The sequence below is a fragment of the Amycolatopsis acidiphila genome (assembly GCF_021391495.1).
Taxonomy (GTDB): Bacteria; Actinomycetota; Actinomycetes; order Mycobacteriales; family Pseudonocardiaceae; genus Amycolatopsis_E; species Amycolatopsis_E acidiphila.
This window is the reverse complement of the sequence record NZ_CP090063.1, coordinates 7,468,072-7,482,738: the sequence shown is the minus strand read 5'-3', so window position 1 is coordinate 7,482,738 and position 14,667 is coordinate 7,468,072. Positions and strand designations below refer to the sequence as shown.

Below are 14,667 nucleotides of genomic sequence, written 5' to 3'. Positions count from 1 at the left end.
TGACCATAAGTTGTCCAGGAAGAAGGCCGTTGCCGGAGGCATCGGCGCGTTGTCGGCCCTGCTCGTAGCGGGCACCGTTCTCGCTCCCACCGCGGGCGCGACGACGCACACCGGCGGTTCGGACGTGAACTCCGCGTTCGCGATCTCCGCGTCCGGCCTGCTCACGATCAAGCCGACCCCCTTGGTCGACGATTCGGACGGCTACTCGCAGGAGTCCGTCGCCAGGCTGCAGCTGCCGGCCAATCTGGTCGACCTGCGCCTGCTCAACGCCCAGGCCGGTGCCGGCTCCGCCCGCGCCAGCATCGCCGACCTGAAGGTGGGCCTCGGCGTGGGCAGGCCGCTGCTGACCGCGTCCGCGGTCGAGGCGCAGTGCGGCAACGGCAAGGCGTCGTCCTCGCTGGCCAAGGCGAAGATCGGTGACGTCAAGCTGGACGTCGCGGTGCCGCCGAACACCGCGGTCAAGGTGCCCGGCGTGCTGTCGGTCGAGCTGAACAAGCAGGTCACGCACAAGGACGGGTCCGTCACCGTGACCGCCGTGTCGATCAACGTCGACGGCATCCAGAAGATCGACCTCGCGTCGGCCACCTGCGCGCCCGGCGATGACGACAACGGGGGCGGCGACACCCCGACGTCGCAGCCGACGACGAGCAAGCCGACGAAGCCGAGCAAGCCGAGCGCCTCGCCGTCCAACGGCAATTCGGCCCCGGCCGGCGACAAGCCCCTGCCCAACGGCAAGGCCCCGACGCCGACCCCGGTCAAGGCCCACCTCGACGTGACCGGCTGAGTCCATCCGGCGAAGAGGCCCACCTTCCGGCTGGAAGGTGGGCCTTTTCCGTCGGTCAGGCCGTTATTCCTCGCCCTTGCCCGACTTCAGCCCGGACGAGATGAGGTCCATGACGCTGGAGTCGGCGAGGGTGGTGACGTCGCCGATCTGGCGGTTTTCGGCGACGTCGCGCAGGAGGCGGCGCATGATTTTGCCGGAGCGGGTTTTGGGTAGTTCGGGCACGACCATGATCTGGCGGGGTTTGGCGATGGGCCCGATTTCCTTGGCGACGTGGTTGCGCAGTTCCTGCACGGCTTCCTCACCGCCGTCGACGGCGTTGCCGCGCAGGATGACGAACGCGACGATGCCCTGGCCGGTGGTGTCGTCGGAGGCACCGACCACGGCGGCTTCGGCGACGGTGGGGTGTGACACCAGCGCGGACTCGACCTCGGTGGTGGAGATGCGGTGCCCGGACACGTTCATCACGTCATCCACCCGCCCGAGCAGCCAGATGTCGCCGTCGTTGTCGTATTTCGCGCCGTCCCCGGCGAAGTAGTAGCCCGCCTCGGCGAAACGCGACCAGTAGGTTTCCTTGAACCGTTCCTCATCGCCCCAGATCCCGCGCAGCATCGAGGGCCACGGCTTGTCCAGCACCAGATAGCCGCCCCCGCCCGGGGGCACCTCCTTCCCGGCGTCGTCGACCACGATCGCGGAGATCCCCGGCAACGCGGTCTGCGCCGAGCCCGGTTTGGTCGCGGTCACCCCGGGCAGCGGGGAGATCATGATCGCCCCGGTCTCGGTCTGCCACCAGGTGTCCACGACCGGGGCCTTGCCCGCGCCGATGTGTTCGCGGTACCACATCCACGCCTCCGGGTTGATCGGCTCCCCGACGCTGCCCAGCACCCGCAGGCTGGAGAGGTCGTACTTGGCGGGGATGTCATCGCCCCACTTCATGAACGTGCGGATCAGGGTGGGGGCGGTGTAGTAGATCGACACCTTGTAGTTCTGGATGATCTCCCAGTGCCGCCCCTCGTGCGGGGTGTTCGGGGTGCCCTCGTACACCACCTGCGTCACCCGGTTGGCCAACGGCCCGTACACGATGTAGGAATGCCCCGTCACCCACCCGATATCCGCGGTGCACCAGTACACGTCCTGACCCGGCTTGTGATCGAACACCACGTGATGGGTATAGGCCGTCTGGGTCAGATAACCACCCGAGGTGTGCAGGATCCCCTTCGGTTTCCCGGTGGTACCACTGGTGTAGAGGATGAACAACGGGTGCTCCGCGTCGAACGCCTCCGGCGTGTGCTCACTCGAGGCCGCCCCCACCAGCTCGTGCCACCACACATCCCGGCCCTCGGCCATCGGCACCTCCTGGCCGGTGCGGCGCACCACCACCACCTTCTGCACCGACGCCGCCCCCTCCAGGGCCTCATCGACGTTGGCCTTCATCGGGGCGGCCTTCCCCCGCCGGTACTGCCCATCCGAGGTGATCACCACCTTCGCCTCGGCGTCATCCACCCGCGAACGCAACGCCGTCGGGGAAAACCCGCCGAACACCACCGAATGCAACGCACCGATCCGGGCACACGCCAACATCGCGATGATCGCCTCCGGGATCATCTGCAACTGGATCGCCACCCGATCCCCCGCACCCACCCCCAACGACAACAACGCATTCGCCGCCCGGGACACCTCGTCCTTCAACTCGCCATAGGTGATATCGCGGGTATCCCCGGGCTCACCCACCCAATGGATCGCGACCTGCTCCCCGTGCCCGGCCTCCACATGCCGATCCACACAGTTATAAGCCACATTCAACTTGCCACCCACGAACCACTTCGCGAACGGCGCACCCGACCAATCCACCACCCGCGACCACTTCGTATCCCACGACAACCGCTCCGCCTGCTCCGCCCAAAACGCCTCACGATCGGAGTCAGCCCGCTCGTACCACTCAGCGGTCGCGTTCGCCTGGCGGGCGAATTCGGCGCTCGGCGGGAATGTCCGGTTCTCGGTGAGCAGATTGGACAACCCGGGGGACTGCTCGGTCATGGTGCACGGCCTCCTGAAGTTTCTGAATCTGTGGCATACGCCGCAAGCACGGTAGCGACGTTTGTACGCAGCGCGAAAGGGCGTAGCCACACTGGCCTCGCGACCTGGTCCTTATGTACTGATTCTTTTTCATCCTTGCACGCCCGGACAGGCGAGTGGCCTCTTCCGACTGCTGCTTTCGGAGTACTGGACGAGGCCACTTCCGCGCCACATATGCTCGCGGTACTCGGTGGTCCGGAGGAGGGCGAATGGCTGAGCGGGAAGAGCTCACCTGGGAGTTGTTCGGTTCGGCCAGCAGGGAGCTGGCGCGGATGATCGCGGACAGCGGGTACGAGCCCGACCTGATCCTGTCCATCGCGCGTGGCGGCCTGTTCGTCGCCGGTGCGCTGGGCTACGCGCTCGACGTGAAGAACCTGCACGTGATGAACGTGGAGTTCTACACGGGCGTGGACCAGCGTCTCGACCTGCCGGTGGTGCTGCCGCCGGTGCCCAACGCGGTGGACCTCGCGGGTGCGAAGGTGCTCGTCGCGGACGACGTCGCCGACACCGGTGCCACCCTGAAGCTGGTGCGGGACTTCTGCGCCGAGCACGTGGCCGAAGTGCGGTGCGCGGTGGTCTACGAGAAGCCGCACTCGAAGGTCTCGTGCGAATACGTGTGGCGGCGGACCGACAAGTGGATCAACTTCGCCTGGTCGGCCCAGCCGCCGGTGGTCCAGCGAGCGGGACAGGTGCTGGACGCATGACTGATCCGCTCGCCCCGCTGCTCGAACTCGATGGCGTCGCCGCCGCGGTGAAGTCCGCACAGGACGCGGTCTTCGCGGTGCACCGCCATCCGGCCAACCTGCGCGGCGGCTCGGCGACCGCAGCCGAAGCCTCCGTCCGTGCCGCCCGCGCCTCGGCGGCGATCGACGGCGCGGACCCCGAGATCCCGGCCGACGCCGCGGTCAAGGACCCCGTGCTCGCCGGCGCACTGCGCGTCGCGGAATCGCTGGAGTCCCTGTTGCCGACCTGGCGTCGCGCCCCGGCGCAGGCCCTCGCCCGCATGCACGTCCTGGCCGCGGCCGACCTGGTCGCGGACGCCGACGCGTTGGGCCGCCCCCGCAACGGAACCGGCGCCCGCCTGGAGCTGCTGGCGCAGCTGGTCACCGGTGCGACGTCCGTCCCGGGCCCGTTGCAGGCCGCCGTCGTGCACGGCGAGTTGCTGTCCCTGCGCCCCTTCGGCTCCGCTGACGGAGTCGTGGCGCGGGCGGCAGCCCGGCTGACGATGGTCGCCACGGGAACGGACCCGAAGTCGCTGACCGTCCCCGAGGTCGCCAGCCTGCGCCGGATCGCGCAGTACCGCGAGGTCGCCGAGGCTTTCGCCACGGGCGAACCGGAAGGCGTGCGCAGCTGGCTGCTGTTCTGCTGCGACGCGATGGAGAAGGGCGCGCGGGAAGCGCGCGGCATCGCCGAAGCTGCCGGCTGACGGCCCACCCCCGCCAGCCGGCGCGTGCTGCTACGCCGAGCAGGCCGCGCAGGCGTTCACGGCGTCCCGCACGTGCCCACCGTTCGCCGCGAGCATGGCCGCCGCGGTGTGTGCGTCCACTCCGCACAGCAGGTGCACCAGCGCCACCTTGAGGTCACCGTCGGCCTCGGCGAGCGCGTCGGCGCACTCCTGGTCGGTCGCGCCGGTCGCCTCACTGAGGATGCGCAGCGTCCGCCCGCGCAGCTTCGCGTTCGTGGCGCGCATGCTGACCATCAGGTTGGAGTAGGTGCGGCCGAGCTTGATCATCGTGGCTGTCGAGAACGCCGTGAGGATCGTCTTCTGCGCGGTGCCCGCCTTCATCCGGGTGGACCCGGCGATGACCTCCGGCCCGGTGTCGACGGCGATGAGCACGTCAACCCCGGCCGGCCGCATCGCGCGCGGATTGCCCGAGATGAGACCAGTGTGCGCGCCCTTGCGGCTCGCGGCGAGCAGTGCGCCGAGGACGTACGGAGTGCGCCCGGACGCGGTCAGGCCGAGGACGAAGTCGCCCGGCTCGACCGCGGCCGAAAGCTCAGCCGCGCCGCCCTTGGCGTCGTCCTCCGCGTTCTCGACGGCCTTCTGCAACGCCTGTGCGCCGCCCGCGTGGTGTGCCACGAACCAGTCGTCGGGCACGTTGTAGGTCGGCACGAGTTCGGCGGCGTCGAGGACGGCCAGACGCCCGGAGGTGCCTGCGCCGACGTAGTGCACCCGGTGCCCGTCCCGCAGCGCCTCCACCGCGTAGTCCACCGCGGCGGCGATCTCGGGCAGCACGTCGCCGACGGCTTCGGGCACCCGGCGGTCCTCCGCGTTGATCACGCCGAGGATGCCGAGGGTCGGCAAGCGGTCGATGTCGGTCGTCCGGGGGTTTCGTTGCTCGGTCGGGGAATCGACGTGCACTACCTGACTCGGCACCGCCATCATGCGCCTCATTTCAGTTCCGCTCACTTACCGGTTTCTCGGGGACGCCTCCTGCCATCCGGCCGCACCCCGAGCCGGTGCGTGCCGACCGCCTCCCGGGTGGCGTCCAGCGCCTGGGAAGCCGACTCCATGTGGCGCTGGGCCACGCCGATGAACAGGCAGTCGATGACCGTCAGCTGCGCGATCCGGCTCGCCGTCGCGCCCGACCGGAAGGTGGTCTCGCGCGCCGCCGTGGTGATCACGTGGTCGGCGACCTCGGTGATCGGGGAGCGCGGGAAGTTCGTCAGCGCGACCGTGCTGGCGCCGTGCTCACGCGCGACCCGCAGCGCCTCGACGGTGTCCGTCGTCGCGCCGGTGTGCGAGACGCCGATGGCGACGTCGCCGGGGCCGAGCACGGCGGCCGAGGTGAGCATGATGTGCGTGTCGGACCAGGAGAAGCAGATGCGGCCGATGCGGTGCAGCTTCTGCTGCAGGTCGGCGGCGACGAAGGCGCTGGCGCCGACGCCGTAGACGTCGGTCCGGCCGGCCTGGGCGAGCAGGGCGATCACGCGCTCCAGCGTCGCGACGTCGAGCTGGTCGGCGGTTTCCTCGACCGCGCGGGCGTCGGCGAAGCTCACCTTGCCCACGACGGCGGCCAGGTCGTCGTCCAGGCCGATCTCGCCGCCGAGGTTGCGGCTGGACCGCGCCTCGGTCCGTGCGGTGTCCGCGGCGAGCGCGATCCGTAACTGCGGGTAGCCGCCAACACCGACGGCCTTGCAGAACCGGGTGACGGTCGTCTCGCTGGTGTTCGCGGAGAGTGCCACCTCGGTGATGCTGCGCCGGGCGACGGACGACGGGTCGTCGAGCACGACCTTGGCTACGCGCTGTTCCGCCCGCGCCAATCCGGGCAGCAGCGAGCGAATCCGCACCAGTGGGCTGGCATCGGACTCTCTGACGGCCGGAACGGATTCCGTCGGTGCCGGAGCAGTTACGGAATCGGTATCTGTTGCCGTGGGAAAGTTACTAACCGTAGGCATTTGCGACAAGGCTACCCACATCCTTCGGGATGATCGCAACTCGTCCGCCCTGCACGTCCGAGCTGCGCTGACTCAGTTGCCCAGAAAGTCGCCAACCAGGTCAAAGTTGTTAACGTCTACTTGTTAACGACTTGGCAACTTGCTGTGGTTCCCGAAACAGCCAACGATCGTCGGTAGCCCTCGGCGTTCGACCGGTGCTAGGGAGTCCCCGGCCGCATGCTATGCCGCTGGATGCGTGAAACGTGTATGCCATTCATCGTGATTTGCGCGCCCATCCAACTGCGGAGAGTGAGGGTGAAAGGCGTTCACCGTCCAACAGGATGCCGTTGGTGCTGGTTACTCGTACACCGTCCACCGACACGCCCCGCCCGGTGTACGAGGTGTCGGTCGTGTACCGCCAGCGAAGAATCACCTGACCGGCCGCCGGTAATTGTGCCGCCACCCGCCACCAGGAGCGATGGCCGTGTCCGCTCAACGCCGTCACCGTGCCCGCCGGAGCGCCCGGCCCGGAGGCCTGTAACGGCACCGGCTGCCAGGTAATCCCGTCCGTGCTGGACTCCAGAACGAGCGGATCGGTGGCCTCCGTGTCGACGAACGCGTCGAATTCGACGCGCGTCGCACCCGTCGGATGTAACGCCGGAGTCGTCAGCGTCGCGGTGCTGAGATTGCCGATCCCGCTGAACCAGGCGTCGGGCCCGCGCACCGGCAGCACCGCCATCGCGCGGGCCAGCGAGGTCGCCCAGGTTTCCCTGGCGAGGTTGATCGAGCCCCAGTTCCGACTCGGATGGACCCGGTTCGTCAGCAGGATCGCGATCGAGCGTGACTCCGGGTCGATCACCAGCGTGGTCCCGGTGAACCCGGTGTGCCCCGCTGTCACCGGCGAGGACAGCGCGCCCATGTAGAACATCTGGTCCAGCTCGAACCCGAGCCCGTGGTCGTTGCCGGGGAACGCCTGGTTGTAGTCGGTCAGCATCTGCTGCACCGTGTCCGGCCGCAGGATCCGCGCCCCGTGGTAGCTGCCCCCGTCGAGGATCGTCTGGGCGAGCACGGCCATGTCCCCGGCGGTCGAGAAGATGCCCGCGTGCCCCGACACGCCGCCGAGCGCCCAGGCGTTCTCGTCGTGGACCTGGCCGCGGACCAGCCCGCGCGGCGGGTCCGCCTCGTACTCGGTCGCGGCGGTCCGCCCGAGCTTGCTCGCCGGCGGGTTGTAGCCGGTGTCGGTCATGCCCAGCGGCTGCGTGATGCGCTCGCGCACGACCTGGTCCAGCGGGGCACCCGTGAGCTGCTCGACCAGGAAGCCGAGCGTCATCAGGTTGATGTCCGAGTACAGGTAGGCCGTGCCCGGCTGGTGCACCAGCGGGCTGTCGAGCACCGCCTTGCGCCGTGCCGGGATGTCGGCATAGCCCTGCCACAACGACGGCGTGGGATCGGCGTCGAGACCGGACGTGTGCGTCAGCAGCTGCTCGACGGTGACGTCCTGCTTGCCGTTCGTGGCGAACTCCGGCAGGTACCGCGCGACCGGCGCGGTCAGGTCCACCTGACCGGCTTCGACCAGCTGCATGACCGCGATCGAGGTGAACAGCTTGGTGATCGAGGCCATGTCGAAGATCGTGTCCGCGCGCATCGGCACCTGCTGGTCCGCGGGCAGCTCGGTGCCCGCGGCGTCGGCGTACCGCAGCGCCTGGCCGGTCGCGTACCGGTCCACGATCACGCCGTCGTGCGCGAGCAGGCCGACGGCGCCGGAGAAGTGCGGATGCCCGGTCGCCGGATCGTTCTGCGCCCAGCTCGTCAGGAACTGCTCGGCCGCCCGGATCGGGGCCGCGTCGAGGCCGGCGTCGCTGGGACTGCCTTCGCGCAGCACGGTGTTCGCGGGCGCGAAGCCGTGCTGCGGCCGGTCGAACCGGCCCGCCCACGGCTGCTGGTGCACCTCGGCGATGGCGCTCGCTCCTGGCAGGGTCAGGGCCGCGACGAGGAGCGCGACCACGAGTTTGCCGATACGCATGACGACCTCACCAGTAGAGCAAGTACGGGCGGCGGCGGGCGGCGAAACCCGCCAGTTCGGCTTGCCACGATCCGACGATTTCGTCCACGCCCGCGCCCGCGTCGACCATCTTGCGCAGCCGGTCGGACCCGGACAGCTTGTCGATCGCGAGATCGGGCCGCCACGCGAACAGGTCGGGGTGCAGGCGCTTGGCGGTCACCAGCATCGCCACCGCCGTGCGGATCGCGTCGAAGGAGTTCGAGTCGGTGACGGTGAGCTCGACGCCCCCGCAGGTCTGGTTGACGAACTTGCTGAACGTCGGCACGAAGTAGGTCTCGCGGAACTCGACGCCCGCCAGTGCGAGCGCTGAAAGCGCTTCCCGCCAGCGCCAGTCCGCGCCCGGTGCGCCGATGATCTCGAACGGACGGGTCGTGCCGCGGCCTTCGGCGAACACCGTGCCTTCGAACAGGCACAACCCGGGATAGACCAGCGCCGTGTCCGGCGTCGGCATGTTCGGACTCGGGGGCGTCCACTTCAGGCCGGTCTGCGCGAAGAACATGTCCCGCCGCCAGCCACGGACCTGCACGATGTCGAGGTCGAGCTGGGTGGGCGCGAGGAACTCCCCGGCGAAGAACCGGGCGAGCTCGCCGACGGTCATGCCGTGCTGCTGGACGATCGGCTTCAGCCCGACGCCGGACGCGTAGGCGGGGTCGAGCATCGGGCCGAAGGCCCTGCCGCCGACCGGGTTGGGCCGGTCGAGCACGACGAAGGACGCACCGACCTTCGCCGTCGCGGCCATCGCCGTGTAGAGCGACCAGATGTAGGTGTAGAACCGTGCTCCGACGTCGGCGATGTCGAAGACGACCGTGTCCACTCCGGCCTTGGTGAGCATCCCGGCGAGACTGTCGGTGGTGGCGCCGTAGGCGTCGTAGACCGGAATTCCGGTCCGGGGATCGGTGTAGTCCCCTTCGGACCCACCGGCCTGCGCGCTGCCGCGAAAACCGTGCTCCGGCCCGAAGGCCGCGACGGGTTTCACGCCCGCGGCGACCATCGAGTCGACGATGTGGTCGAGGTTCGCGAGCACCCCGGTGGGGTTCGACAGCACGCCGACCTTGCGCCCGGCGAGCTTGCGCCAGCCCTGCGCGGCCAGCTGGTCGGCTGCGGGGACGACGACGCCTTGCGTTGTGGCCTGGGCGATTCCGGAGCCGCCGGCGAGCAGCGGGGTCGCGAGCGCGCCGGCCGCGAGGAAGCCGCGACGGTTGACGCTCACCAGGTCAGTCCCGTGCCGAAGGGGTAGCGGATCTTGTTCGTGTCGTCGCCCGCGGGGATCGACACCGGCAGCTTGCCCTGCGGCGAGATCTGCCCGAGCAGGACCTTCGCGAGGGATTTCATCGTCACGTCCCGCCAGTCGTACGTCGCGACCCACGTCGGGACGTCCGCGTACCCCGGGTCATAGGGCTCTTGGATGGTGACCGCCACGACCGGCTTACCCGTCGCGAGGAGGCCGTTCACCAGATCCTGCTGGGCGGTGGACGTCCGCAGCCCGTTCGTCAGCACGACGACCGTGCCTGCCTGCTGCGCCGAGCTCACCGCACTGCTGATCTGCGCCGCCGTCGGGCTCGCGCCGGTGGACACCGCCGTCCCGCCGAGCTGTTTCGCGAGCGTGGCCACTGGTTCGGCCGGATAGCCGGGATAGGCCGGGTTGTCCCAGCCCGTCACCAGGATCTTGCCGGGGTTCTTCAGCGGCAGCAGGCCTGCGTCGTTGCGCAGGACCGTCGTCGTGCGGTCGGTCAGCTGCTGGATCAGGTCCAGATGTGCGGGTGTCCCGACCGTTCGCCGCACCGCCTGCTCGTTGACCAGCGGCCGGGCCAGGATGCCCCGCTTGAACTTCAGCTCGAGGATGCGCAGCACGCTCTGGTCGATGCGTTGTTCGGTCAGGCGGCCGCTCTTCACCGCGTCGAGGACGCCGTCGATCGCGACCCCGAGGTCCGGCGGCATGAGCATCTGGTCCACGCCCGCTTCGAGTGCGAGCACGGGGATCTCCGAGTCCGGATGCAGCTGCCGCACGCCCGCCATCTGCAGCGAGTCGGTGACGACGACGCCGTTGTAGCCGAGCTCGTGGCGCAGGATGCCGGTCATGATCGACTTCGACAGGGTGGCCGGCTCGCCGGAGGGGTCGAGGCTGGGCACGGTGATGTGCGCGGTCATGATCACGTCGATCCCGGCCTTGATCGCGGCCTGGAACGGCGGCAGGTCGATCGCGCGCCACTGCTGTTCGGTCCGGCTGATCACCGGCAGCCCGGTGTGGCTGTCCGTCGCGGCGTCACCGTGGCCGGGGAAGTGCTTGGCCGCGGAGGAGACCGTCTCCGTCGCAGGCCCCGAGTTCTGGTAGCCGTCCACCTCGGCGGCGACCAGCCGGCTGGTCAACGCGGGATCGGCGGAGAACGAGCGCGAGCCGATGATCGGGTTGAGCGGGTTGGAGTTGACGTCGGCGTCCGGGGCGAAGTCCTGGTTGATGCCCATCGCCCGCAGCTCGCCGGCGTTGATCGTGGCGAGCTGCCGCGCGTCCTCGGCGCTGCGCCCGGCGCCGACGGCCATGCTCGCCGGGTACTCGGTCGCGGGCGCGGAGATCCGGGTGACCCGCCCGCCCTCCTGGTCGGTCGACACGATCAGCGGCAGGTGCGCGCCCGAGCCGAGCGCGGCCCGCTGCAGGCCGTTCGACAGCTTCGCGACCTGAGCCGGGTCATCGACGTTGTCCGTGCCCGCGTTGTTGAAGTAGATGACGCCGCCGGGGTGGTAGCGCTCGACGACCTCGGCCGGCGTGTCCACTCCGTACTTGGTCCGGTTGCCCGGGTCGGCCTGGTCCGCGGCCTTGCCCCAGACGTCGGCGACGAACAGCTGGCCGACCTTCTCCTCGAGGCTCATGCCGCGCAGGGCCTGGGCTGCCCAGGCGACGGCCTGTCGGTTCGCACCCGGAATCGCCGGTTGCGCGTTCGCCGCTCCGGCGGCGCTCAGTCCGGTCACGACGAGCAGTCCGGCAACGGACGCGGCGAGCGCATGGTTCCTCCGGATCACGAACGCCTCCCTCCAGCACCGGCCGCGGAGGAAATATTTCCACCGGAAGCAGTCGGTATCGGGAAGCTACTCACTCGCCAGGAGGCAGGTCAACGACCATTGGTCGGATTCGCGCGGGTTCCCCGACGCGGCGTTCGTGCGGTGCGGCGGCGTCGGAACGACTGCATCGGGGAACCACCCCCCGAACGTGCGCGGGCGCCGCCGGCAAGAACCGGCGGCGCCCGCCCGCGCGGACCGCTCAGGTGACCAAGCGTGCAACTCGTGTCGTACCTACCTGGACTCGGCGTCCGGCGTCCCGGTACGCAGTCCCTTGACGACAAGCCTCCCGCGGCTCGCTGCGCGTGGGTGCCTGGAGGTCCGCGCACGGAGATCTCTCGGGGTGGATCGGGGCTTATCCTCGTCCCGTTCCCTGGCCGACAAGATGTCCGCACTCACTTTGTAGCCCAGTGACCGCCGTCACTTCAAGGGGTCTATCGGGTGCACCGGTACAGAGACTCGATCCGGTGATGAGGCCACGTTGAGCGACTACGCTTGCTGGTCACCGCGCTTGCGCCGGGCCAGTCCGTACCAGGTCACGCCTGCTGCGGCCATCGCGCCGATGCCGACGCCGACGGCGAGAGCCGTGGGGGAGGGAGCGGGGATGCGGCTGCGCAGTGAAACGGGGTTGCTGAAGATCAGAACCGGCCACTGCCGCTCGACGGCGAGCCGGCGCAGCGCCCGGTCCGGGTTGACCGCGAAGGGGTTTCCGACGACCTCGAGCATCGGTATGTCGGTGCTCGAGTCGGTGTAGGCGAAGCAGCTCGCGAGGTCGTAGCCGTGGTCGGCGGCCAGCTGCTTGGCGGCGACGGCCTTCTGCTCGCCGTAGCAATAGAAATCCACTTGCCCGGAATAACGCCCGTCCACAACCTCCATCCGCGTGGCGACGCTGCGGGTGGCGCCGAGCATCGCCGCGATCGGCGTGACGACCTCCTCGCCCGCGGCCGACAGCACGACGACGTCGTGGCCCTGCGCCTTGTGCGAGGCGATCAGCTCGGCCGCCTCGGCGTAGACGAGCGGGTCGACGATGTCGTGCAGGGTCTCGTTGACGATCGCGCGGACCTGGGCGACGTCCCAGCCCGTGCAGAGCGCGGAGATCTCGGCGCGCATCCGCTCGGTGCGGTCCTCGTCGGCGCCGGAGAGGGAGAAGACGAGCTGGGCGTAGGCGCTCTTGAGCGCCGCCCGCCTGCTGATCAGGCCCTGGCGCAGCAGCGGTTTGCTGAACGCGAGCGCACTGGACGACGCGATGATCGTCTTGTCGAGATCGAAGAAGGCCGCGACGCGCGCTGCGCTCGCCGGTGAGCTGATCGGTTCTGCCACCTGCTCAGGATAGAAGCTTCCGGCCCGCGGGCCCGCCAGGCGACCACACGCGCGCCGCGGCGCGGGAAAATTCGTTACCGCTCTTGGAAAACGATTGCTGGTGACGTTATCGAATTGTGGGTGGCCGAAGCCGGGTGGAACCGCCGATCACGGCGTTAGAGTGAGGTCGTCCGGTTCTCACCGGCCTGGTTCAGCCCGACCCCCCGGGGCTGAACCGCTGGCGGCCCCCGTCCCTCCCCCTGGCGGGGGTCGCCTCCTTTCCCGGCCTCCTTGCCCGCGGAATTGTCTGCGGCTGCGAGTTGCAGTTGTCCACAACACCCCAGTTGTCCACAGCTCCGGCAACTCCTTCTTGTCCGCCCCGAGGCGCCCACGCGACGGTTGGTGCAGCCCGAAATTCCTCCTGCCAACCGTTTCCGGGGGTTGAGATGACCGACGAACGCCCGCTCGTGATCATGTCCGACGAGACGCTGCTGGACGAGATCCTGCGGCTCGCCGCAGCCGTGGGGTGCGAGGTCGAACGCGCCCCGGACCTGGTCTCGGCCGGGCGTTCCTGGGCGCGTGCGCCGCTGGTGCTGATCGACGAGGAGGTCATCGAAGGCGCGGTCGAACTGCCGCTCCGCCGGGACGTCCTCATGGTCACGAAGGGCACGCCGACGCCGTCGACCTGGGAGCGCGCCTTCGCCGCGGGGGTGCGGCAGGTGCTGTCCCTTCCGGACGCGGAGTCGGCGCTCATCGGTGCCCTCGCTGACATCGCCGAAGGCCCCATCGTGCCCGGCGGCTGCGTCATCGGGGTGATCGGTGGTCGTGGCGGTGCCGGTGCCTCGGTGTTCGCCGCGGCGCTGGGGTTGGCCGCAGGCGAGGACGGCGCACTCCTGGTCGACTGCGACCCGCTGGGCGGTGGGCTGGACCTGTTGCTGGGCGCGGAATCCACCGACGGCGCGCGCTGGCCGAGCCTGCAACTGGATGGCGGTCGCATCTCGATGAAAGCCCTGCGCGACGCGTTGCCCGAACACGCCCATCCCCGCGGCCGCTTGCCCTTCGTCTCATGCGACCGTGACGGCGACGGCCCCACAGCCGATGCCCTTGCGTCCGTTGTGGACGCCGGTCGTCGTGCGGGCAAGGTCGTCGTCTGCGACCTGCCCCGGCACGTCGACGCCCGCACCCGCCCCATCGTGGCGCGCGCGGATCTCATCGTGGTGGTCATGCCCGCCGAGCTACGGGCCTGTGCCTCCGTCCGCCGCGTCGTGAAGGGCCTGTTCGACCGCGCCGACAGGGCGAAGCTCGTTGTCCGGGGCCCCGCCCCATGCGACCTCGCCCCGGAAGACGCCGCCGTAGCGGCCCGGGTCCCGCTCCTGACGTCGATGGCCCCGGAGCGCCACCTGGACAGACACATCGAAAACGGCGAGTTCGCCCCCCGCCCCCGCGGCCCCCTGATCACCGCCGCCCGAACGGTCCTCGCCGAACTCCGCGCGAGCACCCACCTGACCGAGGCGGCCGCATGACCACCCCTCCGTTGACACGGGCGCCCCTCAAGCCCGTGCCTCCACCGGCCCCGCCTCTCCGTCCCTCACCCACCCCTCCCGCGGCGCTTCTGTCTGCTCCTCCCATGGCACTCCTGCCCGCTGCTCCCGCGGCGCTTCTGCCCACCCGTCCCGAGGCGCTTCTGCCCACCCTTCCCGCGGCGCTTCCGCCCACCCGTCTCGCGGCGCCTCCGCCGATTCATCCCGCGGCGCTCCTGTCCACTCATTCCGCGGCGCTTCCTCCCACCCTTTCCGCGGCGCTTCTGTCTGCTCCTCCCGCGGCATTCCCGTCCACTCGTTCCGCGGCGCTTCTACCTGCTCATCTCGCGGCACTTCCGCCGACCCGCCCTGCGGCATTCCTGCCTGCTCGTTCCGCAGCGCCTCCGCCCACTCGTCCGGCGGCACCTCCGCCCACCCCTCCCGTGGCGCCCACTCCTCCCACCACCTGCCCGCCTCGGTCCACGCACACCTCATCCACG

General features: G+C 69.7%; 11 protein-coding genes. 4 read left to right on the top strand and 7 right to left on the bottom strand.

Features of this window, described 5'->3' with window-relative positions; genetic code table 11:
• Nucleotides 1–10 precede the first annotated feature (10 nt).
• Complete coding sequence (locus LWP59_RS36560; RefSeq protein ID WP_144645741.1) at nt 11–784, top strand: choice-of-anchor P family protein; 774 nt, start codon at nt 11–13, stop codon at nt 782–784.
• Between the two features lie 63 nt (nt 785–847).
• Here LWP59_RS36560 and acs read toward each other — a convergent pair whose 3' ends face one another.
• On the bottom strand, nt 848–2,818 hold the full coding sequence (gene acs, locus LWP59_RS36555; protein WP_233921958.1) for an acetate--CoA ligase: 1,971 nt from the start codon (nt 2,816–2,818) through the stop codon (nt 848–850).
• A 248-nt stretch (nt 2,819–3,066) separates the two neighbouring features.
• Between acs and LWP59_RS36550 the strand changes: the two genes are divergently transcribed.
• Both LWP59_RS36550 and LWP59_RS36545 read left to right on the top strand, forming a co-directional pair.
• On the top strand, nt 3,067–3,561 hold the full coding sequence (locus tag LWP59_RS36550; RefSeq protein WP_144645883.1) for a phosphoribosyltransferase: 495 nt from the start codon (nt 3,067–3,069) through the stop codon (nt 3,559–3,561).
• Nucleotides 3,558–4,283, top strand: coding sequence for a Fic family protein (locus LWP59_RS36545; protein WP_144645885.1), 726 nt, complete (start codon nt 3,558–3,560; stop codon nt 4,281–4,283). The genes LWP59_RS36550 and LWP59_RS36545 overlap by 4 nt, the downstream gene beginning before the upstream one ends.
• A gap of 30 nt (nt 4,284–4,313) precedes the next feature.
• On the opposite strand, the gene LWP59_RS36540 is transcribed toward LWP59_RS36545, so the two are convergent.
• From LWP59_RS36540 to LWP59_RS36515, 6 genes are all read right to left on the bottom strand, one after another.
• Nucleotides 4,314–5,243, bottom strand: a complete 930-nt coding sequence (locus LWP59_RS36540) for an N-acetylmuramic acid 6-phosphate etherase (RefSeq protein ID WP_144645898.1) — start codon at nt 5,241–5,243, stop codon at nt 4,314–4,316.
• A gap of 20 nt (nt 5,244–5,263) precedes the next feature.
• A complete protein-coding gene (locus tag LWP59_RS36535) occupies nt 5,264–6,256 on the bottom strand; it encodes a MurR/RpiR family transcriptional regulator (protein WP_229858412.1) in 993 nt (330 codons plus the stop codon).
• Nucleotides 6,257–6,509: 253 nt separating this feature from the next.
• Nucleotides 6,510–8,258 carry a serine hydrolase domain-containing protein gene (locus tag LWP59_RS36530; protein WP_144645889.1) on the bottom strand — a complete coding sequence of 583 codons (1,749 nt, stop codon included), beginning with the start codon at nt 8,256–8,258 and terminating at the stop codon, nt 6,510–6,512.
• A gap of 7 nt (nt 8,259–8,265) precedes the next feature.
• Nucleotides 8,266–9,507, bottom strand: coding sequence for an exo-beta-N-acetylmuramidase NamZ family protein (locus LWP59_RS36525; RefSeq protein ID WP_144645891.1), 1,242 nt, complete (start codon nt 9,505–9,507; stop codon nt 8,266–8,268).
• Entirely contained in the window at nt 9,504–11,312 is a 1,809-nt protein-coding gene (locus LWP59_RS36520) for a glycoside hydrolase family 3 protein (RefSeq protein ID WP_229858407.1), read from the bottom strand. The genes LWP59_RS36525 and LWP59_RS36520 overlap by 4 nt, the downstream gene beginning before the upstream one ends.
• Before the next feature lie 525 nt (nt 11,313–11,837).
• Nucleotides 11,838–12,668 carry an HAD family hydrolase gene (locus LWP59_RS36515; protein WP_144645893.1) on the bottom strand — a complete coding sequence of 277 codons (831 nt, stop codon included), beginning with the start codon at nt 12,666–12,668 and terminating at the stop codon, nt 11,838–11,840.
• A gap of 425 nt (nt 12,669–13,093) precedes the next feature.
• On the opposite strand from LWP59_RS36515, the gene ssd reads away from it, so the two are divergent.
• Entirely contained in the window at nt 13,094–14,170 is a 1,077-nt protein-coding gene (ssd, locus tag LWP59_RS36510) for a septum site-determining protein Ssd (protein WP_191334884.1), read from the top strand.
• Nucleotides 14,171–14,667: the final 497 nt, after the last annotated feature.